A 25,542-nucleotide genomic window follows, 5' to 3' on the forward strand; every position below is an offset into this window, starting at 1 on the left:
GGTCTACTGGCGAGGACATCTTGTTCCCTACGCAGGCCTTAACCTGATCAGGTTCAACGGGATCCGGCAGCTGCCAATCTCAGCCCCGCATTTGGGGCACCCCGACAAGAACTCGGGCAGTCTAAACAAGCTGATGAGAGAAAACCAACTCGGCGGTCAATAAAGTTCGACCCGTGCGTCGGAAAGCGACTAATGCTGCTGATGATGGCGGATTGTTCCCGACGAGCAACATAGCTTGCCGCCAGCTAGACTGATGCCATCCATGGCGCGCTTGACCCCCGCCTGTGGCGCCCCGTAGCCTTGCCGATTACCGCCTATTCAAGGATCGACATCCATGTTGCGCAGACTTTCCCTGGCCATTGCCGTGGCCGCCGCTTCGGTCGGCCTGGTTCAGGCCGAAGAGGCCCCGCTGTCCAGCAAGACCGACCTGGTCACCGTGTATCAGGAAGCGGCGAAGAACAATGCCGATATCGCCGCCGCCCGCGCCGATTATCAGGCCCGTCGCGAAGTGGTACCGCAGGCGCGTGCCGGCTTGCTGCCCAACCTGTCGGCCGGCGCCAACTACGGCGACACGCGCACCGAACTCGACTCCCCCAGTGCGACCATTTCGCGCAGTGGCCTGGTGTACCAGGCCAACCTCAGCCAGCCGCTGTTCCGCGCCGACCGCTGGTTCCAGCTGCAGGCGGCCGAGGCTACCAGCGAGCAGGCTTCGCTGGAGTTGTCCGCTACGGAGCAGAATCTGATCCTGCAGAGCGCTGAAACCTACTTCGCCGTGCTCCGCGCTCAGGACAACCTAGCCTCGACCAAGGCCGAAGAAGCCGCATTCAAACGTCAGCTGGATCAGGCCAATGAGCGTTTCGACGTTGGCCTGTCTGACAAGACCGATGTGCTCGAAGCGCAAGCAGGGTTCGATACCGCACGCGCCAACCGCCTGCTCGCTGAGCGCGCGGTGGATGATGCCTTCGAAGCTCTGGTGACCCTGACCCACCGTGATTATGTGGCTGTCGAAGGGATCGTCCACAGCTTGCCGGTGCTGGCGCCGACGCCGAACGACGCCAAGTCCTGGGTCGATACCGCCGCCGCGCAGAACCTCAACCTGCAAGCCAGCCTTTACGCCGTGACGGCTGCCGAGGAAAACCTGCGTCAGCGCAAGGCCGGCCATGCGCCGACCCTGGATGCGGTGGCCAGCTACCAGCAGGGCGACAACGACAGTTTGGGTTTCACCAATTCCGGCGGGCTCCCTCGTTACAGCGGTGACGTTTCGCAGCGCTCCATCGGCCTGCAACTGAATATCCCGATCTACAGCGGTGGCCTGACCAGCTCGCAAGTGCGCGAGGCCTATCAGCGTCTGGGCCAGACCGAGCAACTGCGTGAGAGCCTGCGTCGCCAGGTGGTGCAGAACACCCGCAACCTGTTCCGCGCGGTGAACACCGACGTGGAAACCGTGCAGGCGCGTCGTCAGTCGATCATCTCCAACCAGAGCGCGCTGGAAGCCACCGAGATCGGTTACCAGGTCGGTACCCGCAACATCGTCGACGTGCTCGATGCCCAGCGCCAGCTGTACAGCGCCGTGCGTAACTACAACGATGCACGCTACGACTACATCCTCAACAACCTGCGCCTGAAGCAGGCCGCCGGCACCCTCAGCCCGGCTGACCTGGAGGCCCTGGGTAGCTTCCTCAAGCCGGACTACAACCCGGACAAGGACTTCCTGCCGCCGGATCTGGCATCCGCCGCTGAAGAGCGCCTGAAGAACAATCAGGACTTCTGAGTCGCTCGTTGCAAGCCAAAAAGCCCGACGCAAGTCGGGCTTTTTGTTTATGGCGCTCATCCCGTAGGGTGCGCCGCGCGCACCGGCGATATCGGGGGTTCGGCTGCGGTGCGCGCGGTATTCAGCCGCTGATGCTCCCCCCGGATTGCATCCGGGCTACATCAGGCGGCGTAACCCCTCCAGCAGCCGCTCCAGCGCGCCCTGGTTGGCCTTGAGTACAGCCAGACCGGCCTGGCTCATGCGCTGCACCGCGTCAGGTTCGCTCAACAACTGCGCAACTTTTTCTGCCAGCTGCGTTTGGTTTTCGGCCTCGCCCAGCGCTCCGGCCTCACGCAACTGCGCGGCGATTTCCAGGAAGTTGAACAGGTGCGGACCGCTCAGTACCGGTTTGCCCAAAGCGGCTGGCTCCAGCAGGTTATGCCCACCGTTGACCACCAGGCTGCCGCCGACGAAGGCGATATCCGCCAGCGCGTAGAGAAACAGCAGCTCACCCATGGTGTCGCCCAGCAGCACCTGGTCGCCGGCCTGCACGGATTCACCCGTGGAGCGGCGGCGTGTCGTCAGCCCTTGCTTGATGCAGAGCTCATAGACCGAGTCGAAGCGCTCAGGGTGACGCGGTACCAGGAGCAGCAGCGCGTCGGGTGATGTGCCCAGTAGCTGGCGATGAGCGGCGAGGATGATTTCGTCTTCACCGGCATGAGTGCTGGCGGCGATCCACACCGGGCGTTGCTCGGCCTGCCACTGGCGGCGCAACTCGACAGCACGCTGCAACAGTTCGGCATCGATCTTCAGATCGAACTTGATCGAGCCGGTCACCTCCACGCAGTCAGGGCGTGCACCCAGGTCGAGAAAGCGCTGAGCTTCGGCCTGGGTCTGCACCGCGATCAGCGACAGCTCGGCGAGCATCGGTGCCGTCAGCTTGCGAAAGCGCGCGTAACCGCGTGCCGAGCGCTCGGACAGGCGCGCGTTGGCCAAGGCCACCGGGATGCCGCGCTTGGCACATTGATGGATATGGTTCGGCCACAGTTCGGTTTCCATCACCACGGCCAGGCGTGGCTGTACGCGATCGAGAAAGCGTGCGGCGGCCCAGGGCAGGTCATAGGGCAGGTAGCAGTGTTGCACGCTGCCGCCAAACATCGCCTGGATGCGCTCGGAGCCGGTCGGGGTCATGCAGGTGACAGTGATCGGCAGTTCGGGATAACGCGCCTGCAGCGCGCGGATCATGGGCGCAGCGGCGATGCTTTCACCGACCGATACCGCGTGTACCCAGATGCCGCCTGGCTTCATCGCGGGCAGGCCAAGGGAGAAGCGCTCCTTGACGCGGTGAGCGTAAGCCGGTGCCTTGCGCGCGCGCAGCGCCAGGCGCAGGGCGATCAGGGGCAAGGCCAGGTGCAGCAGCAGGGTATAGAGGAGTCTGTTCATGGGGGCGCAGCTTATCGCCGCCGGCGGTGCGCTGGAAGGGCGGTCATACCTGCGGACGCAGCAGTTCGCGCGCCAGACAATCAGCCAGCCAGTTGGCCGCGGGGCCGAGCGCCCCGTCACGTCGGCATACCAGCTCCACCACCAGCGGCAGCGGCGCCCAGTCGCTGCGCAGCTCCTGCAAGTGGCCCTGGTAGGTCGGATACTGCGCTACGTGTCGGGGCAGCCAGGCCCAGCCGAGGCCGCGGATGACCAGCTCGGCCATCACGTAGAAACTGTCGGCGCGCCACGCCAGCGGACTGATCTGTTCACCGCCGGGGTAATGGCTGTCTTGCGGGGTCATCAGCAACTGACGGTGTTCGGCCAGGTCGCGGCGCTCCACGCTATCGAGCCCCGCCAGCGGATGTTGCGGGCTACATACCGTGACCATCTCGATGGTGCCCAGGCGCTGGCTCTCCAGTTCCCTTGGCATCTGCCCGTGGTGAAACAGCAGGCCCAGGTCGGCCTGGTGCTGCAGCAGCTTGCGCGCCACGTCGCCCTGCGCGCCGCTGGACAGTTGCACTTCGAGCAGGGGAAAGGCGTCGGCGAGTGCTTCCAGGCTGGCCAGTACCGGTTGATAGGGCATGGCTTCGTCCTGCGCCAGGCGCAGACGTGCCTCCTCGCCTCGGGCCAGGCCGAGCGCGCGGCCATCCAGGCGTTCGCATTGCTGCAATACGCTACGGGCCTGCTCCAGCAGGGCCGTCCCCGCCTCGGTCAACTGAGGCTGGCGCCCGCTGCTGCGTTCGAACAGGGTGACGCCAAGATCGCTTTCCAGCAGGGCGATGGCGGTGCTGACGGCCGACTGCGCGCGTCCGACCTCACGCGCTACCGCTGAGAATGACCGGCATTCGGCGGTGCGGACGAACAGCTGCAGCTGATCGAGATTCCAGTTCATGGCCAGCCTATCTCAAATATAGATAGGTAATGACTTTATCCCATCATGGGAGTTCTTAGAATGGCGGCCATCTTTCAGGAGTCGCCGTCATGCCCGGATACCTCTATCTCGCCATTGCCATCGCGGCCGAAGTGGTCGCCACGACCTCAATGAAGGCTATCGATGGCTTCAGCAAGCCGCTGCCGTTGCTGCTGGTCATTGGCGGCTACGGTATCGCCTTCTGGATGTTGACCCTGGTGGTGCGCACCATCCCGGTGGGTATCGCCTACGCCATCTGGGCGGGGTTGGGCATTGTGCTGGTCAGCATCGCCGCTCTGTTCATCTACCAGCAGAAGCTCGATCTGCCTGCGGTGCTGGGCATGGGGTTGATTGTCAGCGGCGTGGTGGTGATCCAGCTGTTCTCTAGTTCCACCGGCCACTGAGTCCCGTGCGTACCTGAGGCCTTCGGTGCGTGCGACCTGGGCGACCCCGTGACAGCCTACGGGTGTTGCCTGAAGCCGTTATACTGCCCGCCTGTTTTTCGCCGAGGCCCGTTCATGTCCCAGTCTCTCAGCACCGATGTTCTGATTGTCGGCGGTGGTATTGCCGGCCTCTGGCTCAATGCGCGCCTGCGTCAGCAGGGCTTCGCCACCGTGTTGGTGGAGCGCGGCAGCCTGGGTGGAGGGCAGAGTCTGAAGTCGCAGGGCATCATCCATGGCGGTGCCAAGTACGCTCTGCATGGCGCGCTGACTGGCGCCTCTGAAGCCATCGCCGATATGCCGCGACGCTGGCGCGAGGCACTGGCCGGTAATGGCGAGCTGGATCTCTCAGGCGTGCGCATCCTTTCCGACGCTCATTACCTGTGGTCGCCCGGTACCCTGGCGGGCAATCTCACCAGTTTCTTTGCCAGCAAGGCTGTGCGCGGCAGGGTCGATCAGGTCAAGGGTGAGCAATTGCCGCCGGCGCTGCAGCATCCGAAGTTCAAGGGCAAGGTCTATCGCCTCGCTGAACTGGTGCTCGATGTGCCGAGCCTGATCGCCCGTCTGGCCGAACTCGCCGGTGATAGCCTGCTGGCTGCCGAGCGTATCGAACCGCTGCAGGAAAGCGGTGAGCTGTGCGGACTTATCGTCGACGGTCGTGAGATTCGCGCGCAGCGCGTGGTGCTCAGTGCCGGTGCCGGCAATGCCGAGCTGCTCGCGGCGCTGGGTATCGAGCAGCCCGCTCAGCAATTGCGTCCTTTGCATATGGTGCTGGCCAAGGGCCCGGCGCTGAAGCCGTTGTACGCCCATTGCCTGGGGGGCGGGCCCAAGCCTCGGGTCACCGTTACCACCCATCCGGCAGCCGATGGCCAGTGGGTCTGGTACCTCGGCGGCGATCTGGCCGAGGCCGATGGCGTGGCACGCGATGAAACGGCGCAGATTCAGGCCGCGCAAAAGGAAATGGCGGCGTTGCTGCCCTGGGTCGACCAGAGCCAGACGCGCTGGGCCACGCTGCGCGTGGATCGTGCCGAACCTGCACAGTCGGGCCTGGTACGCCCGGATAACGCCTTTCTTGCCGAGCAACAGCGCTTACTGGTGGGCTGGCCGACCAAGCTGGCACTGGCGCCGGACTTCGCTGACCGCGTGCTGGCGACCCTGCAGCGGGATAACCTGCAGCCGGTTGCACATACGCCGCTTCCCGAGTTGCCGCGCCCACCACTGGGACAGCCGGTGTGGGAGGCGTTGCTGCCATGAGCACCCTGCACGATCTGCATCGCCCATTGGGCTCCACCGGCTTGCGGGTTTCGCCGCTGGGCCTGGGGACGGTCAAGCTCGGTCGTGATCAGGGGGTGAAATACCCCAACGGTTTCACCATCCCTGACGATGCCCAGGCCCTGGCGTTACTGCGGCAGGCGCGCGAACTGGGCATCAACCTGATCGATACCGCGCCGGCCTATGGTGTCAGCGAGCAGCGCCTCGGCCCGCTGCTGCGCGGTCAGCGCGATGAATGGGTGATCGTCAGCAAGACCGGCGAGGAGTTCGAGCAGGGACAGTCGTTCTTCGACTTTTCCGCCGCGCATACTCGCCTGTCGGTGGAGCGTAGTCTCAAGCGTCTGGAGACCGATCGCATCGACCTGCTGCTGGTGCATTCCGACGGTAACGATCTGGCGGTGCTGCGTGATACTGGCGTTTACGAGACGCTCGCGGCGCTCAAGCGCGAAGGCAAGATCCTTGGCTACGGGATTTCCGGCAAGACCGTCGAGGGCGGTCTGCTGGCGCTGGAACACGGTGACTGTGCCATGGTCACTTATAACCTGAGTGAGCAAGGCGAAAAGCCGGTGTTGGACTACGCTGCCAGTCACGCCAAGGGAATTCTGATCAAGAAGGCGCTGGCCAGTGGGCATGCCTGCCTGGCTGATGGTGTCGATTCGGTACGTGCCAGCTTCGAGTTGATCTTCGCTCATCCCGGTGTCAGCAGCGCCATCGTCGGCACCATTACCCCCGCGCACCTGGCGGCCAATGTCGCGACCGTGGCGGCGGTGTTGCGAGGTAATCGCTGAGAACCTATTCACGATCTCGCGAGCTAGAGCGATACAAGGCAAGAGCAAGCGAAAAAGCGGAGTTTACGAATTGTAAATGAGCATTTTGAGCTTGTTTTTAACGCAGTAGCGCCGACGCGCAGCAGATCGTGAACAGGTTCTGAGGCTCTTGGTCACGTCCTCTTACAGGCCTGGGTTGTATTGAATGGTCGGCTTGGGGCAGCCTTGAGCGGTTTTCGCTTCAACCTGACCCTCGTGTGGACGCCGGCGGCCGAGTCGGCTTCATGCCCAGCTGGAACAAGGAGTCGAGATGCCGCGTACGCTGATCCGCAAGGACCCGAGTAACTTCAAGACCCTGCCGCTATTCGTCGAGGCCGGCCCCGACGGCCTGAGATACCAGAGCCTCGGGCAGCCGCTGAATTTTCGGCAGATGCTCGAGCGGCGTCGGCCAGTGGAGATCGCAGACAGTTCACGCTTCGCGGTGGAACTGGCCAACCTCGGCGTTTCCGTGCGCCTGACCCTGCGTCTGCACGGGCGCGACTACTGGCTGCTGGTGCGCCAGCACCGCCTGGATCGCGGTGACACCGTACTCAAGCTGATTTCTGGCTATGTGCCCGCGCATGAGCTGAACCTGCCGCTGCTGACCGCCATTCAGGAAGTGGCCGAAGAGTGTCTGCTGGAAAGTGCGGAGGGCTGGCTGGGCGGGCGTTTCGGCGATACCTGGCTGCCCACGCCGTATCAGGGAGCGCTGCGCTACCGCGAGTCGAGTCATTTCCGCCTTAGTCCGTTGTCCGGCGCCGCGCGTCCGGTGCAGTGCGGCAACCTGACCTTGCTCGAGCGGCCGCGTGCCTACGTGCATCTGCCCACGGCATCCTTGCAACTGGTCTACGACCTGAGCCTGGAATTGCCGCGCGATGCCCGTCAATTGAGCCTGTTCCACGTCGATGAGTGTCTGGAGGATGGCCAGTTGGTTGCACGTCTGGAGCGTCGTCGTCCGGACATCTACCTGTTGGCCTTGCAGCGCGGTGTGCCCAACGGTGGTCTGTTCACGCTGCGCAAGGGCGAGTTGCTGCCGGCCAGTACCCGAGGGGTGTGGTTGTCGGAGAGCTTTGCCGAGCAGGACGGCTGGCTGGTGCGTGACGAGCGGATTCGCTGGAAGGATTGGCTGAGCCGCTTCGCGGCATCGACGCAGCAGCGCGTCTCGGTTGGCGCGTAGGGCGGGGGCAACCCGCCGTTGGCCGTTTGGCGGGTTTCGCCCGCCCTACATGGGCTGCGCCGCTTTCAGACCCGGTTGTCGTGCATGCGCGTCAGTTGCCGCTCCAGCAGAGCTGGATAAGGATCGAGCAGACGCTCCACGCAGCTGGCACCTTCCGGGCTGGCGATCGGGCGGATGCGGGCGCGCTGGCGAGCCAGTGCATCCTGGGCAACCCGTTGTTCGACCAGCAGCAAGTTGCGGCTGTGCTGTGACAGGGCCAGAGCATCCAGGGCGCTGTCGCTGAGCAGCAATTCGGTCTGGCTCAGTTCCTCCAGCCCGCTGCCCAGGGTCAGCCCCAGTTGCAGCTGCAGGGTGATGCCACTGTCCGCCACTTCGATCTGCAAGGCATGGCCCAGGGCGCGCATCAGCTCGCCGCAGCAGATGGCGTGGGTCAGGTAGTCCTCACCGCATTCGCGCTCATGGAACAGGATCAGGCTGCTGCCGTCCTTGAGCGTGTGCAGTTGCCCCTGATAAAGCGCAGCAGCCTGTTCCATGCACGCTCGGTAGCGTTCCAGCAGATCCAGCAAGCGTGTGCGCGGCAGGCGTCGCAACTGCTCCTGAGCGCCAAGCTGGATCGCCAGAACGGCGCTGGTCTGCGAAGGCCGTGGCGGCTTGACGGCGGGGGCTGGGGCTTCAGACTCGTCACGCAGATCGGAGAAGGGGTCATCCGGTTCTATGGAGTCGGGCCATGGTTTGAGCGGCTCTTCGCCGTCATCGCCGAGATCGCGCTCGTCGAATGCATGCTCCGCAGTGGCCGCTTCATCGTCGCCCAGTTCGGAGAAGGCGTTTTCATCCTGCTCGTGCGGATAGTTTTCCGCATCATCGAAGACGGAGTCGTCGGGCTCTGGCTCCGGCTTCTCGGGCACCAGGCGCGATTGCAGCTGGCGCGCCAGATCACCGATCTCGTCGTTGCGCCCCGCACCAGGTGCAGGGTCGTCCGGGTCGCGTAGCCATAGGCGCAATTGCAGCAGTGGCGTGGAGATATGCCTGCCGAGACGCATGCTCAGCGATAACGTCAGCGCCAGCAGAATCAGGCTGAGAATGCCCATGCTCTGCAGGCTGATGGTCATCGGTTGCTGGAATTGGCGCATGTCCAGGCTGATGCGCAGTTGCCCGGCGATCACCTCCTGGAAGGTGATCGGCGTGGAGTACAGCCCCTCGGTTTCGCCTAGTACGCTGCGTGTCGGCCGTGCGCCTGCTTCGGCAAGGATGCGGTTGTCGACGCTGTAGATGGCGGCATGCGCCACCAGCGGATTCTTCGCCAGGTTATTGAGCAGCACGTTGAGGCTGAGGATGTCGTTGGACACCAGCAGTTCGGTGGCCGAAGCCGCCGTCTGGGTGATCAGCGCCTGGCCCAGCGCATCGGCCTGCTGCTGCATGGCCTGTTTGAACTGCATGCCCATGACCCAGGCGTAGATGACCATGGCCAGCGCCACCAGCAACAGGCTGTGGCTGGCAATACGCAGCACCAGGGGCACCCGCCGCTGACGCAGAGCGTGGAAGATCATGATGAAGAAATTATCGGGTTTGACGGGCGCAGGCCGGTTCACAGAGCACGGCTCTTGTCGACTGAAGTTGCCGCGCAGTATAGCGAGCGGTCTGGAGTGGGCAAAGCGCGTGGCTGCACGGATCGGGGGGAAACTGGGTAGAATGTGCGCCTTTTCGTCGGCCTGTGGCCAATTCGCCGCTTGCCTGCCTCAATCGTTTGCCTTGGAGGGTGCGTCTTGCGCGAAATCGTCCTGATCAATATCACCGGCGAGGATCGCCCCGGACTCACCGCAGCCATCACCGGCGTATTGGCGCAGGGCGGGGTGAATATCCTCGACATCGGCCAGGCGGTGATCCACGACACCTTGTCGTTCGGCATTCTCATCGAGATTCCAGACAACGGCCGTTCCCAGGCCGTACTCAAGGATCTGCTGTTCACCGCCTACGAACTCGATCAGCAGGTACGTTTCACCCCTGTGTCCGAAGACGACTATCGCCAGTGGGTCGGTGGCCAGGGCAAGGCCCGCCATATCGTGACGCTGCTGACGCGCAAGGTCAGTGCCGAGCAGTTGCAGCGAGTCAGCGCGATTACCGCCAAGTACGACCTGAACATCGACCATATCGACCGTCTTTCCGGGCGCATGCCGCTGGATATGCCGGCCGAGCAGGGCAAGGGCTGCATCGAATTTTCCGTGCGTGGCGAGCCTGCCGATCCCGCGGCCTTGCGTGCCGAGTTCCTCAGCGTGGCGCAGGAGTTGAACGTCGATATCGCCTTCCAGCGCGATTCGGTGTTCCGCCGCAACCGCCGCCTGGCCGTGTTCGACATGGATTCGACGCTGATCGAGGCCGAGGTGATCGATGAGCTGGCCAAGGCGGCTGGGGTCGGCGAGCAGGTGGCGGAAATCACCGAGCGCGCCATGCGTGGCGAGCTGGACTTCCGCGCCAGCTTCAAGGAGCGCCTGGGGCTGTTGCAGGGTTTGTCGGAAGACGTGCTGGAGGAGATCGGCGCCTCGCTGCGTTTGACCGAGGGTGCAGAGGTGCTGTTTGCCGAGCTCAAACGCCTGGGCTACAAGACCGCGATTCTTTCCGGCGGCTTCACCTACTTCGCCAAGCAGTTGCAGGCCAAGCTGGGCATCGACTACGTGTTCGCCAACGAGCTGCAGATCGAGAACGGCAAGGTCACCGGTGTTGCGGTCGAGCCCATCGTCGATGCTCAGCGCAAGGCGGACTTGCTGCGTGAGTTGGCGCAGAAAGAAGGGCTGCAACTGGAGCAGACCATCGCTGTTGGCGATGGCGCCAACGATCTGCCAATGCTGGGCCTGGCCGGCCTTGGTGTGGCCTTCCGCGCCAAGCCGCTGGTCAAGCAGTCGGCCAAGCAGGCGATATCCACACTGGGCCTGGATGGCATTCTCTATTTGCTGGGCTTCCGTGATCGCGAGGGGCAGGACTGAACCTCGGTTTCCCGAAAATGAAAAAGCCGCCTGAACAGGCGGCTTTTTATTGGGTGCGGGTTTATTCGTCGCCGGCGGAGAAGTCGTAGTCCATCGACTGGCTCGGGCCCTGCAGGTAGTAACCCTGGATAAAGTTGACCCCGGCCTGCCACAGCGTCGCCAGTACGCTGGCGCTCTCGACGAAGGGCACGATGGTCAGCTTGGCCTGGGCATGCAGGCTGCTGAGCAAGGTCTTCAGCGCCTCCTGGTTGTCGGCGTTGCTCAGATCCTGGGAGAAGGAACCGTCGATTTTGACGAAGTCCACCTGCAGGTGCTTGAGCGTGTTGAACGGGTTCAGCGCGCAGCCGAACTGGCTCAGGGCGATTTTGCAGTGCAGTTCGGCAAGGCCCTGGGTCAGGGTCTTGGCCTGCTTCAGGTAGGCGATGGCATCCGGTTCGCTGAACTGGAATACCAGCGAGTCCGACGGCAGGCGAGCGGCCTTGAGTGCCACGCTGAGCCAGGGCAGCAGGGTCTGATCCTGCAGGCTGGCGCTGGACAGGTGCACGAACAGGCGCGTGTTATGACCTTTGGAGCGGTGGTCGGCCAGAATCTTGATCGAGTTGAGGATCACCCAGCGGTCGATCTTTTCGCCCAGACCAGCGTCCTTGGCCGCCGCGAGGAACTGGGCGGGCGGTACTTCTTCACCCTGTGGGCTGAGCAGGCGCAGCAGCACTTCATAGTGTTCGTGGGCATCGCCGCGCAGGCTGATGATCGGTTGGAACAGCAGGCGGAAGCTGTTGTTTTCCAATGCCTGTTGCACCATCGCCAGCAGGTTGCCGCGGTTGGCGGCAGCGGCCAGCTCGTCGGCCGGATTGAACAGCTTCAACGCATTGCCATCGGCCAGCTCGTCGGCGCAGCGGTGGGCGCGGTCGATGACTTCCTGGGCCTTGGCGGTCTTCTCGCTAAGGCCGGCAACGCCTATCGACAGCGTGGTTTGCGCTGTGCGTCCGCTGACGTCGAACAGGTGGCCTTCGACCTTTTTCAGCAGTGCGGCCAGGTTGGCTTCGCACTGCTCGGGTGTCTGCCCAGGCAGTAGTGCGGCGAATACATCGTCACCGAAACGGGCCAGTTGGGTCTCGGTCGGGAAGTGCGCGCGCAGCAGGCCACCAAGGTCGGCTAGCAGCAGGTCGACACCGGCCAGACCGATCTCGCCCTGCATGCTGGCGTAGCGGTCGACGCGTACATAAGCCAGGGTCGACGGTTGCCCAGTGCTGACTGCACGCTCGGCAGCGCTGTCCATCAGTTCGAGGAAGTGGTTGCGGTTGAACAGGCCGGTGACCAGATCCTGGCTGCTGATCTCGCGAAGTTTCTCCTCCAGCTCGGCATTGGAGGTTTCCGCGCGGATCACCACCTGAATGCAGGGTTCGCCGTCGTAGGTCGCGGGCGAGAAACTCATTTGTGCGGCGAAACTGCTGCCATCGGCACGAATGCCCTGGCAGCTCAGTTCGGCATTGCCTTCAGCGCTCTGATAGTTCTTCAGAAAGTCCTTGAATGCGCTCTGGTCGGCACTGGCGATCAGGTCGATCATCGGCATGCCTTCGAGCTCTTCGCCATCTTCGTAGCGGAACAGTTCGAGGTAGGCGCGGTTGGCATAGATATGCATGCCATCGTGGACGTAGGTAATCGCGTCTACCGAGCTTTCCAGCAGCAGATGACAGCGTTTTTCTGCTTCGCGCAGGGCCACTTCGGCGGCGCGGCGGGCACGGCGTTCCTCGAGGTTGGCCAGTTCGCGCTTGGCCACCAGCACCAGACGCTCGTCCTCGCCCTGGGGCAAGGCATCCTGAGCGCCAAACAACAGGGCTTCGGTGATGATCTCGGGATCGTTGCCATCGACCAGCTGGATGACCGGAATGTCCTTGGCCTGGCGGCGGATGGCGGTAATCGCTTCGCTGGGATCAAGATGCTCGCTGCTCGGCGCGCAGATCAGCAGATCCCAGGTCTGTTGCAGGGTTTCTGCCAGGTCATCGCTGGAGATCAGGCGATGGACACGCGTGGCATGTCCGGCGTTGCGGAACAGACTGACCAGGCGCTCGGCTTCGTTCTGCGAATCCTCGAGAATCAGCAGGCGGATGGTTTTTTTTTCGATAGCCATAGGATGGATCAATACCGCGCCGAACGTGCGCGAAAAGGCGACAAATGGTGAGTTGGCCGCAGCCTACAGCGACTTCCAGAGTGAGTCAAAATCTTCCTCCCCAGCAGGCTTTTGGCTTTGCGAGGCTGTGACCGGCTTCCCGGCAGCGCCTTCTTCATTGCCCACGCGGCGATACTCGAACTGGCTGAAGCTACCGGTGCTGACCTGTTTGCGAGTCAGTACTGCGCGGTGCTCTTCGCCATGGTCGTTGATCAGTACCTTGCTGCCTTCCTGGAAAGGCAGGCGCGGCGTGATGAGACTGGCGGGGCGGGAGATGGCGCTGATCTCCGGCAGCAGCAGGGCGCGAAGATACTGGCTGTTCTGCTCGGCCTTGCGCAGCAACTGCAGGCCACAAGGGCGGGCATGCGGTGCGATCAGTTCGATACCCATTTGCGTGCCGCCGCCGCGTACCTGGCGAATCCAGCGCACGATGGCCACGCTCCAGCCCTGGCTGGGGCTGTCCTGTACGCCCAGTAGTTCACCTGCCTGCAACTGGCTGGGGACGTCCTTGGGCCAGGACAGGCAGTAGCCGCCGGGGCTGTGGTTGACGATCGCCAGTGGATAGGTGGGGTAGGTCTCGCCGCTGGTTTCCGGCGCGGCCTGCTCGCCAGGCGTCACCTTGGTGTACTGAATTTCCTCGAAGTGGATCTCGTCGGCAGCGCTGCGCTGCGCATCGAAGGCATTCGACCAGATGTCCGGTTCGCCAGTGGATGGCTTGAAGACGGCGGCGCCGATCTCGACCGGGTGCTTGAGCACTTCGGCAAAGGAGCGGCGCCCGGAGAGGAAGAAATGCAGCGCGGTCATGCCGATGCACAGGGTCAGATTGCCCTGGCCTGCGGTGCGCTGGAAGGTACGCTCGGCGATATCGCCCCAGGCCGCCGCCACGTGTTGCAGCAAGTCGAGGCTGATGCCATCGGGAATCATCAGGTGCGACTTGCTGCGCTCTTCTTCGGGGAGCTCGAGGTATTCCTTGATCGAATCGACCAGTGGTTGGGTATCGATACCCAGCAGGTTGTGCAGCTCACTGCTTTGGTACAGCGATTTATAGCGCGGAGGGCCGTCGACCTGGGGCGCGAGCACGAACAGGCTGTTGGGGTGATCGCCGGCTTGCAGTTTGACCAGCGTACTCCAGGGCTCCAGAGCCTCTGCCAGGCGGGCAATGCCGTTCTGGCGCATCTGGTTGGTGCGGGCGCAGCCGAGCAGAAGCGCGGTCACGTAGGTTTGCTCGAGGCTCAGGCCGGGGGTGTGGCGTGCCAGCGGGTCGCGGATGACCTGGCGTTGCAGGCGCTGCTCACAGGCGATCTGGTACAACTGGTGCAACTCCAGCCAGAGTCCTTCCGGAACCGGGCAGTACAACTGGCTGGCGCGGATCAGTGGGCTGCACAGGCTGTGGCTGGCGCGCTGCAGGGCAACGGCGAGGAGTTGCTCGCGCTCTTTGCCGCTGCGCGTCATGGCGCGCGAGATGATCAGCTTGTAACCGACGGCCAGGTGATTCTGCAGGGCCTGGCACAGGTTGGCGACCTTGCGCGGGCGTTCATCGAGGACGATGGCCTGGTTGAGGAAGTGGCGCTCCAGGTGCTGGCAGACGAAGCTGACTTCCGGGCGCAGCAGTTCCAGGAGTTGCAGGCGGTTTTCCGAGGGGGTCAGGAATTGGTTGAGTTCCACCAGGCTCTGGTACAGCTGGCGTGCGGTTTCACCGATGTTCGCTTTGGGTAGACCGGCGATCCAACGCTTGAGATCGCGGGGGCTGCCGTCGCAGAAGCTGAGGCTTTGCTTGCTCGGTGTGGGAACGCGCAACAACTGCAGGTGGGGACTCTGTTTATCCATCAAACTCGGATACTCCGGCCACACGGACCAGCGGCTCTAGTAATAGTCTTTCGAACTCTAGCAGCATCTTGCCGCGCTGGCAGCCGTTCTATGGAACGGCTGCCGTGTGAGCGTTCGGTTCTATGACCAGATGGTCGATGTTCGGGTTCAGGCGCCGAGCCTCAGGCTCGGGCATTGCCGAGCAACTGTCCCATGCGCACGGGGCTGCCGGCGCCCAACTCTTCGGCCCACTGCACCTGTTCCGGGCCGAACAGAACGATGGCGGTTGAGCCCAGTTTGAAACGTCCCAGCTCGGCACCCTTGGCCAGCTCGATAGGGCCGCGCGACTCGGCGTCGTAACGAGTGCTCTTCAGCTCGCGTTTGGGTGGTGTGACCAGACCGGCCCACACGGTTTCCACGCTGGCCACGATCATCGCGCCGACCAGTACCACGGCCATCGGGCCGCGCTCGGTGTCGAACAGGCAGACCACGCGCTCGTTGCGGGCAAAGAGTTCCGGTACGTTTTCCGCGGTGGTCTGGTTGACCGAGAACAGGCGACCCGGCACGTAGACCATCTCCTTCAGGGTGCCGGCCAGCGGCATATGGACGCGGTGGTAGTCCTTGGGGGAAAGGTACACGGTGGCAAACTGGCCACCCATGAAGGGAGCGGCGCGGCTGGTGTCGCCGCCGAGCAGTTCGGTGGCGCTGAAGCTGTGGCCCTTGGCCTGGAAGATACGGCCATGCTCGATGGCGCCCAGTTGGCTGATCGCACCATCGGCCGGGCTGAGAATTGCACCGGGGGTTTCATCCAGCGGGCGGGCGCCGTCTTTCAGTGCGCGGGTGAAGAAGGCGTTGAAGTGCTCGTATGCGCTCAGCTCTTCGACCTGGGCTTCGCTCATGTTGACCTGGTACTGCTTGGCGAACCAGGCGATCAGGCGATTCTTCAGCCAGCCGATGCGGCATTCGGCCACGCAGCCGATCAGGCGCGAGAGCAGATGGTGAGGCAGCAGGTACTGGCTGAGGATAAAAAGACGTTGTTTCATCGTGTTTCCTTGAAAGTTCGGAATCCGGCTGGCATGACCAGGCCGGCGTGCAACGGATTGTCGATCAGGCTCAACGTTCGATCGGCGTGTCGGGCAGGTTGCCCCACTCGGCCCAGGAGCCGGCGTAAGCCTTCACCCGCGGATAGCCCAAAGACTTGGCCACCACATAAGTGAAGCCTGAGCGACGATGGGTCTGGCAGTGGGTGATGATTTCCTTGTCCGGGGTGATGCCCAGATGCTGCAGGACATCGGCGATATCCTTACGGATGCGCATGCCGCGCTGCGCATCCATGCCGGCCGTCCATTCGAAATTGATCGCGCCGGGAATATGGCCGCCGCGTGCGGAACTGAGCTTCTCGCCGCGGTATTCATCTGCGCCGCGGACGTCCCAGATTGCCATGTCGGCATCCCCAAGGCGTGACCGGAGGTAGTCGCGCGTTGCCGTGGGTTCGTCGTGCAGCGTCAGTGATACCTGTGTGGGGTGTCGCGCTGGTGTGTCCTGGCTCAGCTCGCGTCCTTCGCTGATCCAGGCTTGCAGGCCGCCATTGAGGAAGTGATGGCGACTGTGGCCGATCACGTCGAGCAGCCAGATGAACCGTCCGGCCCAGGGGCCGCCTTCATCGTCGTACAGGACGTAGGTCGCGTCAGGGTGATGGCCGATATCGGCGAACAGCGCCTCCAACTGAGCGCGCTCGGGCAGCAGGCCGGGTGCGGGCGGCTGGCCCAGTTGCGTGCGCTTGGCATCGACCCACTGAGCGCCGGGAATATGGCCGGCGGCATAACGTGCGGCGCTACTGAGATCGATCAGGATCAGATCAGCGGCATCCAGGCGTTCGGCCAGTTCGGCGGGCTCGATCACCAGGGGCAGGTTTGCGAAGGCGGACATGACGGCCTCCCTATATGAAAAGAGGTCGATTGTAGCGGAATCCGAGTGGTTCAGCGCCCGCGGCGGGAAAAGCTGGCCAGGGCGCGTTCGATGCACTGCACGGTCTTGCCGAATGCTTGCAGGCAAACATCGTTCAGCGGCTGGCTACCTTGGTCGGCCACCACCAGCATTACCACGCGACCGTTGCTGGCGATGGAGCGCAGCAGAATATGCTCGCTGGGGAACAGGGCTTTCAGGTTGCCCGGCAGCAGTGCGGAAAACTGGGCCACGTTGGCGGGCGTCAGGCGCAGTTGTCCGGGCTGGCCAAGCAGGCGCCGCAGCATCTGACTCTGTGCCGGATCGAGTGCCAGGCCAAGCGCGCTGGCGTCGAGCCCGAACTGTTGCTGGGTTTGCAGGCGGCTATGTTGGCGATCGGCTAGCAGCAACAGGATGCGCTTGAGGCCGCAGGCTTGCAGGGCATCGCGCGCGCATGCGGTCAATTGCGGGACATTGGTGAAACTGCTGGGGTCTGCGAGCAGGCGAGCGCAGTGTTGGCGCCAGGCAGCGAGGTCATCGCGTTTGGGCGGCGGTGCCACGGTAATGGCAGGCGTCAGGCGATGGGCGTCCCATGGCCAGATCAGTGCCTGCGCCGGATGCCAGAGTGCGCTGTCATGGATCAGGCGGGCGCTGCTTACTGCGTGTTGGTGGACTTCCTGTTGCAGCTCGCTCAAGGGGAGCTGCAGGTAGAGGCCGGTGAGTCTCTGCCAACGCAGGCTGTGGTCGGTGTTCCAGGCATGGTGGGCGGACACGGCCAGGCCGTTGGCCAGCAATACGCAGTTGCTTGGTTGTGTCAGCCAGTGACGCAGCGGCGTATCGGCATCGAGCATCTGCTGCTGATGCAGTGGGTGTTCGTTGTCGCGAGCGATATGCAGCGCCTTGACCAACTGGCGCCGATCACGCTCCAGCAGGCGGTAGCCTCGTACGATCCACTCCGGCAAGCGCCAGCGCTCGGCCAGCTTGACGCACAGTTGGATCAGCGGAACGCCGAGCAACTCCTTCTCGACCTTGGCCGGACGTTCACCCTTGAGCAGAACGCGCTGCTCCCATGCCTCGAAAAGCTGAGGATGCGCGCACAGCAGCGGCCAGATCGGCGCGAGAAACAGCAAACTGCAACCGTGCAGCTCATTCCATAGGCGTGCCAGGCGTGCCCCAAACAGGCCGCGGGCTTGCTGGCTGGCATGCTGGCTGATCAACAGGATTTGTCGGAATGCCAGGGGAATTTCGTGCTCGGGCAGGGCTGGCGCCTGGTTCAGTAGCGCTTCGCAACGGCTCAGCCCTAGACGCGACAAGGCGGTTTCGACGCTTTCGGCCGGGTCGCTGAGGCTATTGCCTGACTGGTTGGCTTCGCGCAATACCTGCAGGGCGAAGGAGGGGCTCAGTTCGATCGCTTCGGCAATTTCGCGCCAGGTGCGGCGGCTGTCGGCAAGGATGCGACGCAGGCGCAAGTGCTGTTGCTGCTCGATTGGCAGTGGCAACTTGCCCAGTTGTTGTAACCAGGCGTCCAGAGTGCGTGGTAGAGACTTTGACGTCGACATATTGGCTCGAGTCGAACTGGCTTTTGACCATAACTGGCTATAGTCTGGCGTACAAGTTCCAATAATTAGAAGGGTTGTTTTTAATAACCCATCCTCTAGGCTCTGCAAGCGTCTCTTTCATGGCAAAAATCATAGGCATCATTGTCGTCTTTGGCTGCGTATTCGGCGGGTTCATGCTTTCGGGCGGGAAGCTGATGGCATTGGTGCACCCCTTCGAAGTGATGATTATCGGCGGTGCTGCGCTGGGTGCATTCCTGCAGGCAAACCCCGGCAGCATGTTCATGACGGTATTTAAAAAGTCGCTGAGCATGTTTGGCAGCCGTTTCACTCATGCTTATTACCTCGAAGTGCTCAAGCTTCTGTATGAAATCCTCAACAAGAGTCGCCGCGAAGGCATGATGGCCATCGAGGCGGATGTCGAGGATCCCAACGCCAGTCCGATCTTCAGCAAGTATCCAGGCGTACTCAAAGATGCGCGGATGACCGCGTTCATCTGTGATTACCTGCGCATCATGTCGTCCGGCAACATGGCCCCGCATGAGCTGGAAGGACTGTTCGACATGGAGCTGGCCAGCCTCAAGGAGGAAGTCGAGCACCCGGCGCATGCGGTAGCCAAGGTCGCCGATGGCATGCCGGCGATGGGTATCGTTGCGGCGGTTCTGGGTATCGTGATCACCATGTCGATTCTGGCCGAGGCGGACAACGCGCAGATCGGTGAGAAAGTGGGCACCGCACTGGTCGGTACCTTCCTCGGGATTCTTGCCTCCTATGGCTTTTTCGGTCCGCTTTCGGGCGCGCTGGAGCACGATGCCAAGGAGGAGCTGAACCTCTATGAAGCGATCAAGGCGACTCTGGTCGCTTCGGCCTCGGGCATGCCGCCGAGCCTGGCGGTGGAGTTCGGCCGCAAGGTGCTCTATCCGGCGCACCGGCCGAGCTTCAGCGAGCTCGAGCAGGCCATGCGTGGTAACTGAGCCGAGTCGCTGAATCATGGAAAACAACCAACCCATCATCGTCAAACGGGTCAAGAAGAGCGCTGGCGGGCATCATGGCGGTGCCTGGAAGATCGCGTTCGCCGACTTTGCTACCGCGATGATGGCGTTCTTCCTGGTGATGTGGCTGATGTCTTCGGCTACGCCGGAGCAGAAACGCGCTATTTCCGGTTATTTCCAGGATCCCGTCGGTTTTACCGAAAGTGCCAGCCCCTATGCCATCGATCTGGGCGGCACGCCGACGCCTGCGCCCGAGCGCACGCTGAACCCGGATATGTCGGAAACGCCTGAAAGCCAGCCGGATGAAGTCAACATCAGCTCCGACATGGTCGAGACCCTGGCGGACAAGATGGAGCGCGAACGCCTGGAGTTGCTGCTGCAGGAGTTGCAGAACAAGGTCGAGGAGAATCCGCAGCTGCAGCGTTTCAAGGATCAGATCCTGTTCGAGATCACCCAGGATGGTTTGCGCATCCAGATCATGGACGCCGAGAACCGACCGATGTTCGCCCTCGGTAGCGCCGAGTTGCAGCCTTATTTCGAGGACATCCTGCTGGCCATGGCCGATACCATTCGCGCGGTGCCGAACAAGATCAGCATCAGCGGCCATACCGATGCCAAACCCTTCGTGGGGCGCGGTGATTTCGGCAACTGGGAGTTGTCGGCCAACCGCGCCAATGCGGCGCGGCGTACGTTGATCGCGGGCGGTTATTCCGAAGGCCAGGTGGCGCGCGTGGTGGGCTACGCCTCGTCGGCGCTGTTCGATCGCGAAGACCCGCTCAATCCGGTCAATCGGCGTATCGATATCATCGTGCTGACCAAGAAGGCGCAGCGCGCCATCGAGGGCGAACAGGGCGCTGACGAAGGGGCGGCCGCTCCGGCTGCATCGGATGCGCCGCCTGCCGCCCAGGCGCCGAACGGTGCGCCAGGCGACCCGCTACCAGCTGACCAGGTGCGCCAGCGGCTGAATATTTTCGAAGATGGCGCTCTGCAGTTCGATCAACTGAACAATCAGTAATCATCTTCCGGCAGGCTGGCGAGGATGTGCCGGTAGCTGGCCATGCGTTGAGGTTGCACGCGGCCATCTTCCAGTGCCTGTAACAGCGCACAGCCAGGCTCGCGGTCGTGCTTGCAGTCGCGAAAGCGGCAGCGGCCGAGCAGGTCGTGGAATTCGATGAAGCCTGCCTCTACATCATCACGGCTGACATGGCCCAGGCCGAATTCGCGGATACCGGGCGAATCGATCAACTGGCCGCCGCCCGGGAAGTGGAATAGCCGCGCCGTGGTGGTGGTGTGCGTGCCCTTGCCGGTCAGCTCCGACAGCGCACCGACGCGGGTGTCGACGCCAGGCAGCAACCCGTTGACCAGCGATGACTTGCCCACGCCGGACTGGCCGACGAATACGCTGACATTACCGTCCAGGCGTTGCTTCAACTGCTCCATGCCATCGCCCTGATGGGCCGAAACCTCCAGCAGCGGATAGCCCAGTTGGCGATAGACCTTGAGCAGCGCATCGAGCGCTCCCTGATTCTGTTCGTCGATCAGGTCGGCTTTGTTCAGCAGCAGTAAGGGATGGATACCGGCGTGCTCGGCGGCTACCAGATAGCGATCGATCAGGTTGGCGTGCGGTTCGGGCAGTGGGGCGAAGACAATGACGATCTGGTCGACGTTGGCGGCGACCGGTTTGAGCTGGCCGCGCATGTCGGGCCGGCATAGCTCGCTTGTTCTCGGCAGTTGCGCGACGATTACGCCGTCGCCCTGATTGCCGGGGCGCCAGACCACCTGATCACCAGTGACCAGCGCCGGCAGGTTGGCGCGCAAATGGCAGCGGAATATCTGCCCGGCCAGTTCGCCTTGCAGGCCTTCGATTTCCACCTGGACGCCGAAGTGAGCGATCACCAGGCCGGTCTGCTCCGGTCCCAGGTCTCCTCCTTCCAATGCTTCCATTGCCCGCGACTCGCGCTTGGCGGCGCGGGCGGCGCGCTCGCCCTGAATCTTTTCGATCCGCCAGTTCTGGCGGCGATTGAGTTGGCGTTTGGCCATGGAGTTTCCGGGGTGGTGGAGAGTTGATCGCGGCGAGTTTAGCATGAGCGCTCGGCGGCCATTCGGCTGCCAGCAGCAGAGACTGGGAATGGCGATAGGCGAGGAAAGAGCGGTGCTGCGGTTACCGGTGTTGCGGGCCTTGTTGGCGCAAGGCCTGGCCGTGGCTCTGGTGGTAGTGTTGGTGTATCTGCTGGCGTTGCTGCCCTGGCGTATGTCGTTGCTGTCGGTGGCTCTTTTGCAGGGCGTTCTGGCAGCGGTGATTGGCTGGCGGCTTGGCCTGTCACGCTGGTGGTTATGGATCAACCTGGCTTTTCTGCCGGCTCTGCTCGTGGTGCAGCGCGCTGAATTGCCCGGCTGGCTGTTCCTCCTGGGCTTCGTGCTGTTGCTCCTAGTCAACTGGAACAGCCTGCGCGAACAGGTTCCGCTTTATCTGAGTGGTCGCAAAGCACAGCAACGCCTGCAGCAGTGCTTGAGCGAGCGCGAGTTGCCACTGCGTTTCGTTGACCTGGGGTGCGGTACAGCGGGCACGCTGCTACAACTCGCACGACGTTTTCCGCGTGGGCAGTTCGTCGGGGTCGAAACGGCGCCATTGCTCTTCGTCTTCGCCTGGTTACGCTGCTTGCTGCAGGAAAATTGCAGCATTCGCTATCAGAGCCTGTGGCAGGTCGATCTGGCGACCTTCGATGTCGCCTACTGCTTTCTCTCTCCGGTGCCGATGCCGCGGCTCTGGGCCAAGGCGCAAACCGAGATGCGCGCTGGTAGCTGGTTGATCAGCAATACCTTCGAGATTGCGGATGTGCCGGCCGACCAGGTATTCGAGATCAATGAAGGGCGCCAGACCCGATTGTTGCTCTGGCAGATGAAAGGGGCGGATATCCGCTAGACTTGGCGCCTGAGCCAAGGAGCCCTTCATCATGCAGAACCCCAATAACCTGATCTGGATCGACCTGGAAATGACCGGTCTGGAGCCAGAGCGCGACGTGATCATCGAAATGGCCACTATCGTCACCGATAGCGAGCTGAACGTGTTGGCCGAAGGGCCGGTCATCGCCGTTCACCAGAGCGATGAGGCCCTGGCTGGCATGGATGAGTGGAACACCCGCACCCATGGCCAGAGTGGCCTGACCCAACGCGTGCGTGAGAGCCGTATCGACACGGCAGCGGCCGAGGCGCAGACCATTGCCTTCCTCGAACAGTGGGTGCCGAAGGGCAAGTCGCCGATCTGCGGTAACAGCATCGGCCAGGATCGTCGCTTCCTCTACAAGTACATGCCGGCTCTGGAAGCCTATTTCCACTATCGCTATTTGGATGTCTCGACGCTGAAGATCCTTGCCGGCATGTGGGCGCCGGAGGTCAAGGACAGCTTCCAGAAAACCGCCACGCACCAGGCGCTGGATGACATTCGTGAGTCCATCGCCGAGCTTCGCCACTACCGCGAGCACTTCCTCAAGGTCTGATCCGGGTATCCCCTGCAGGGTGCGCCGTGCGCACCTAGCCCTGCCTCTGGCTCCGTAGCCCGGATGCAATCCGGGGAGGCGGACATCACCGCTCCCGGATTGCGCCACGGCTATAAGGCGCCGTGTCGATCCAGTGCCCACTCGACATGCTCGCGTACCAGCGCTGACGGGTGCTCGCGCCGCGCCTGCAAGGCTTCCAGTACCGGGATCGTCGAGGGTGCATTGCCCAGGCCGACCGCCAGGTTGCGCAGCCAGCGCTCGTAGCCGGCGCGGCGCAGCGGCGAGCCTTCGGTACGGCTGAGAAACTCCTCTTCCGTCCACAGGAACAGCTCGGCCAAACCGCTGTTGTCCAGGCCATGGCGTGGCTGGAAGTCGCCCTGTTCGGTGGGGCGGGCGAAGCGATTCCAGGGACAGACGATCTGGCAATCATCGCAGCCGAACACCCGGTTGCCGATGGGGGCGCGTAACTCCTCCGGGATTGGGCCTTTGAGCTCGATGGTCAGGTAGGAGATACAGCGCCGCGCATCCAGTACATAAGGGCCGACGAAGGCGGCGGTGGGGCAGATGTCCATGCAGGCGCTGCAGCGCCCGCAATGTTCGCTGCCGTGCGGGGCGTCGACCGGCAGCGGCAGATCGACGAACAGTTCGCCGAGAAAGAAGTAGCTGCCGGCCTTGCGGTTGAGCACCAGCGTGTTCTTGCCGATCCAGCCCAGTCCGGCCTGCTCGGCGATGGCCTTTTCCAGCACCGGTGCGCTGTCGACGAAGGCGCGGTAGCCGAATGGGCCGATCTGCTGCTGGATGCGCTCGGCCAGTTGCTGCAAGCGCTTGCGGATCAGTTTGTGATAGTCGCGGCCAAGGGCGTAGCGCGACACATAGGCCTGCTCTGGTTCCTTCAGGCGCTGAGCCATCTGTGTATCACCGGGTAGGTAATCCATGCGTAGCGACACCACACGCAGGGTGCCCGGCACCAGTTCCTGCGGGCGCGAGCGCTTGTCGCCGTGCGCGGCCATATAGTCCATCTCGCCCTGATAGCCAGCGGCCAGCCAGCGCTTGAGGTGCGCTTCGTGCTCGCCCAGCTCGACATCGGCAATGCCAACTTGCTGGAAGCCCAGCTCGCGCCCCCAGTCCTTGATGGACAGGGCGAGGGCATTGAGGTCGAGGGAGTGGTCGGACATGGGGCGGGCGCTGGCGTTGGACGTGCGTATAATTCTGCCAGACATCTGCCCTGAGCGAGCCATGCATCGACTTCCCGCTTCTCTGCCCTTGAGCCTGCACAGCGCCGAGCAAGTGCGTGCGCTGGATGCACAACTGATTGCAGCCGGTACGCCGGGCTTCGAGCTGATGCAGCGTGCAGCCCATGCGGCCTGGCGCGTTCTGCGCCGGAAGTGGCCGGAGGCCGGCGAGATCACCGTGCTGGCCGGGCGCGGCAACAATGCCGGGGATGGTTATCTGATCGCTGCCCTTGCACTGCGCGCGGGTTGGCGTGTACGGGTGCTGGCAGTGGGTGACGCTGCGGCCCTGGTCGGGGATGCCGCTCAGGCGTGCATGGAGGCCCGCAGTGCAGGGGGGGCTATAGAGTCATGGAGCGAGTGCGCGCCGTTGTCCGGCGTGCTGGTCGATGCCTTGCTCGGTACCGGCCTGGCTGGCGATGTGCGCGAGCCCTATGCCCAGGCTATACGCCTGATCAATCGCAGCGGCCTGCCGGTGCTGGCGGTGGATATTCCGTCAGGGTTGCATGCCGAGACGGGGGCACGGCTTGGTGTGGCGGTGCGTGCCGATCTGACCGTGACCTTCATCGCTCTCAAGTTGGGGCTGTTCACCGGGCTAGGGCCGGAGCTGTGCGGGGAATTGCAGTTCGATGACCTGCAGGGCGATGAGCGCTTGCTGGCGCATGCTCCCAGCCTGGCGCAGCGCCTCGATCCTGCCAACCTGCCGCGCCTGGCTGCTCGTTCGCCGGTCGCGCACAAGGGCCAGTTTGGTCATGTGCTGGTGGTGGGCGGCGACCTGGGCATGGGCGGTGCGGCGCTGTTGTGTGCCGACAGTGCCTTGCGTGCTGGCGCTGGCCTGGTGTCGTTGGCCACGCGTGCGGAGCATGTCACGGCGGCCCTGGTGCGCCGGCCGGAGGTCATGTGTGCAGCGGTGAACTCGGCCAATCAGTTGATCGCACTGATCGAGCGTGCCGATGTCTGCGTAGTGGGCCCTGGACTGGGGCAGGGTGCTTGGGCGCGTAGTGTGCTGTCTGCCGTCGCTGGTCTTGATCTGCCACAGGTCTGGGATGCCGATGCGCTGAATCTTCTGGCCGCCGGCCAGGTGTCTGCACCGCTCCAGGGCGTGCTGACGCCGCATCCGGGCGAAGCCGCGCGTTTGCTGGGCATCGATAGTGCAGCGTTGCAGGCGGATCGTCCTGCAGCGGCGCGTGCGCTGGCCGCGCGTTTCGGTCTGGTCGTGGTGCTCAAGGGCGCCGGCAGTCTTGTCGCGGCGCCGGATGGACGCCTGGTGTTGTGTGATCGCGGGCATCCGGCCATGGCTGGTGCTGGCCTGGGCGATGTGCTTGCGGGGCTGATAGGCGCCTTGCTGGCGCAGGGCATGGAGGCATTCGAGGCGGCCAGCCTGGCGGTCTGGCTGCATGCGCGGGCGGGTGAGATGCTCGCCGCGCAGGGACGTGGTCTGGCGGCAGGTGATCTACCCTGCGCCATTCGTCTGTTACTGGAGGAGTTGTGTCCTTGTGTGAATTGAAGCTCGAAGCCGCCGACGAAGCGGCG

At 63.3% G+C, this 25,542-nt stretch carries 21 protein-coding genes and 1 riboswitch; of the genes, 11 read left to right on the plus strand and 10 right to left on the minus strand.

Annotated elements, in window-relative coordinates:
- Positions 1-7: 7 nt before the first annotated feature.
- Positions 8-114, minus strand: a riboswitch (TPP riboswitch).
- A gap of 220 nt (positions 115-334) precedes the next feature.
- Positions 335-1,771 (plus strand): TolC family outer membrane protein, encoded by a 1,437-nt coding sequence (locus HS968_RS03475; protein WP_182370163.1) that lies wholly within the window; start codon positions 335-337, stop codon positions 1,769-1,771.
- A gap of 156 nt (positions 1,772-1,927) precedes the next feature.
- Here the strand turns inward: HS968_RS03475 and waaA are convergent, their stop codons facing one another.
- Together waaA and HS968_RS03485 are read right to left on the minus strand one after the other, a co-directional pair.
- A complete protein-coding gene (gene waaA, locus HS968_RS03480; RefSeq protein ID WP_182370164.1) occupies positions 1,928-3,193 on the minus strand; it encodes a lipid IV(A) 3-deoxy-D-manno-octulosonic acid transferase in 1,266 nt (421 codons plus the stop codon).
- Between the two features lie 43 nt (positions 3,194-3,236).
- Positions 3,237-4,124, minus strand: coding sequence for a LysR family transcriptional regulator (locus tag HS968_RS03485; protein WP_119692024.1), 888 nt, complete (start codon positions 4,122-4,124; stop codon positions 3,237-3,239).
- Positions 4,125-4,213: 89 nt separating this feature from the next.
- On the opposite strand from HS968_RS03485, the gene HS968_RS03490 reads away from it, so the two are divergent.
- The 4 genes from HS968_RS03490 to HS968_RS03505 all read left to right on the plus strand — a co-directional run bounded on the left by HS968_RS03490 (position 4,214) and on the right by HS968_RS03505 (position 7,837).
- On the plus strand, positions 4,214-4,546 hold the full coding sequence (locus HS968_RS03490; RefSeq protein ID WP_119692023.1) for a DMT family transporter: 333 nt from the start codon (positions 4,214-4,216) through the stop codon (positions 4,544-4,546).
- Between the two features lie 114 nt (positions 4,547-4,660).
- Positions 4,661-5,836: an NAD(P)/FAD-dependent oxidoreductase gene (locus HS968_RS03495; RefSeq protein ID WP_182370165.1), complete on the plus strand. Its 1,176-nt coding sequence runs from the start codon at positions 4,661-4,663 to the stop codon at positions 5,834-5,836.
- A complete protein-coding gene (locus HS968_RS03500) occupies positions 5,833-6,642 on the plus strand; it encodes an aldo/keto reductase (RefSeq protein ID WP_182370166.1) in 810 nt (269 codons plus the stop codon). Before HS968_RS03495 ends, HS968_RS03500 begins: the two co-directional genes overlap by 4 nt.
- 289 nt (positions 6,643-6,931) lie before the next feature.
- Complete coding sequence (locus HS968_RS03505) at positions 6,932-7,837, plus strand: metal ABC transporter ATPase (protein ID WP_182370167.1); 906 nt, start codon at positions 6,932-6,934, stop codon at positions 7,835-7,837.
- A gap of 65 nt (positions 7,838-7,902) precedes the next feature.
- Here HS968_RS03505 and HS968_RS03510 read toward each other — a convergent pair whose 3' ends face one another.
- Positions 7,903-9,426 carry an AhpA/YtjB family protein gene (locus tag HS968_RS03510; RefSeq protein WP_182370168.1) on the minus strand — a complete coding sequence of 508 codons (1,524 nt, stop codon included), beginning with the start codon at positions 9,424-9,426 and terminating at the stop codon, positions 7,903-7,905.
- A 174-nt stretch (positions 9,427-9,600) separates the two neighbouring features.
- Here HS968_RS03510 and serB point away from each other — a divergent pair, with 174 nt between their 5' ends.
- Positions 9,601-10,815: a phosphoserine phosphatase SerB gene (gene serB, locus HS968_RS03515; protein ID WP_106737309.1), complete on the plus strand. Its 1,215-nt coding sequence runs from the start codon at positions 9,601-9,603 to the stop codon at positions 10,813-10,815.
- Positions 10,816-10,876: 61 nt separating this feature from the next.
- Here the strand turns inward: serB and HS968_RS03520 are convergent, their stop codons facing one another.
- From HS968_RS03520 to HS968_RS03540, 5 genes are all read right to left on the minus strand, one after another.
- Positions 10,877-12,946 carry an EAL domain-containing response regulator gene (locus HS968_RS03520; RefSeq protein WP_182370169.1) on the minus strand — a complete coding sequence of 690 codons (2,070 nt, stop codon included), beginning with the start codon at positions 12,944-12,946 and terminating at the stop codon, positions 10,877-10,879.
- Positions 12,947-13,009: 63 nt separating this feature from the next.
- Positions 13,010-14,812 carry a molecular chaperone gene (locus HS968_RS03525; protein WP_182370170.1) on the minus strand — a complete coding sequence of 601 codons (1,803 nt, stop codon included), beginning with the start codon at positions 14,810-14,812 and terminating at the stop codon, positions 13,010-13,012.
- A 161-nt stretch (positions 14,813-14,973) separates the two neighbouring features.
- A complete protein-coding gene (gene asd, locus HS968_RS03530; protein WP_182370171.1) occupies positions 14,974-15,834 on the minus strand; it encodes an archaetidylserine decarboxylase in 861 nt (286 codons plus the stop codon).
- A 70-nt stretch (positions 15,835-15,904) separates the two neighbouring features.
- Positions 15,905-16,720 carry a rhodanese-like domain-containing protein gene (locus HS968_RS03535; RefSeq protein ID WP_182370173.1) on the minus strand — a complete coding sequence of 272 codons (816 nt, stop codon included), beginning with the start codon at positions 16,718-16,720 and terminating at the stop codon, positions 15,905-15,907.
- A gap of 50 nt (positions 16,721-16,770) precedes the next feature.
- The gene (locus tag HS968_RS03540) at positions 16,771-18,294 is read right to left on the minus strand and encodes an HDOD domain-containing protein (RefSeq protein ID WP_182370175.1); all 1,524 of its coding nucleotides are present in this window, start codon (positions 18,292-18,294) and stop codon (positions 16,771-16,773) included.
- 119 nt (positions 18,295-18,413) lie between these two features.
- On the opposite strand from HS968_RS03540, the gene motA reads away from it, so the two are divergent.
- Together motA and motB are read left to right on the plus strand one after the other, a co-directional pair.
- Positions 18,414-19,265 (plus strand): flagellar motor stator protein MotA, encoded by an 852-nt coding sequence (motA, locus tag HS968_RS03545; protein ID WP_106737303.1) that lies wholly within the window; start codon positions 18,414-18,416, stop codon positions 19,263-19,265.
- 16 nt (positions 19,266-19,281) lie between these two features.
- Positions 19,282-20,298 carry a flagellar motor protein MotB gene (motB, locus tag HS968_RS03550; RefSeq protein WP_182370177.1) on the plus strand — a complete coding sequence of 339 codons (1,017 nt, stop codon included), beginning with the start codon at positions 19,282-19,284 and terminating at the stop codon, positions 20,296-20,298.
- Here the strand turns inward: motB and rsgA are convergent.
- Positions 20,292-21,323 (minus strand): small ribosomal subunit biogenesis GTPase RsgA, encoded by a 1,032-nt coding sequence (rsgA, locus tag HS968_RS03555; protein ID WP_106737301.1) that lies wholly within the window; start codon positions 21,321-21,323, stop codon positions 20,292-20,294. The genes motB and rsgA overlap by 7 nt on opposite strands.
- Before the next feature lie 88 nt (positions 21,324-21,411).
- Between rsgA and HS968_RS03560 the strand changes: the two genes are divergently transcribed.
- Positions 21,412-22,206, plus strand: coding sequence for a class I SAM-dependent methyltransferase (locus tag HS968_RS03560; RefSeq protein WP_182370178.1), 795 nt, complete (start codon positions 21,412-21,414; stop codon positions 22,204-22,206).
- Between the two features lie 31 nt (positions 22,207-22,237).
- A complete protein-coding gene (orn, locus tag HS968_RS03565; protein ID WP_106737299.1) occupies positions 22,238-22,780 on the plus strand; it encodes an oligoribonuclease in 543 nt (180 codons plus the stop codon).
- Positions 22,781-22,890: 110 nt separating this feature from the next.
- On the opposite strand, the gene queG is transcribed toward orn, so the two are convergent.
- Positions 22,891-23,955 carry a tRNA epoxyqueuosine(34) reductase QueG gene (gene queG, locus HS968_RS03570; RefSeq protein WP_182370180.1) on the minus strand — a complete coding sequence of 355 codons (1,065 nt, stop codon included), beginning with the start codon at positions 23,953-23,955 and terminating at the stop codon, positions 22,891-22,893.
- Between the two features lie 61 nt (positions 23,956-24,016).
- Between queG and HS968_RS03575 the strand changes: the two genes are divergently transcribed.
- The gene (locus HS968_RS03575; RefSeq protein ID WP_238338909.1) at positions 24,017-25,516 is read left to right on the plus strand and encodes an NAD(P)H-hydrate dehydratase; all 1,500 of its coding nucleotides are present in this window, start codon (positions 24,017-24,019) and stop codon (positions 25,514-25,516) included.
- Positions 25,517-25,542 lie beyond the last annotated feature (26 nt).

Origin of the sequence: Pseudomonas berkeleyensis (genome assembly GCF_014109765.1) — a bacterium.
In the GTDB taxonomy this organism is placed as follows: Bacteria; Pseudomonadota; Gammaproteobacteria; order Pseudomonadales; family Pseudomonadaceae; genus Aquipseudomonas; species Aquipseudomonas berkeleyensis.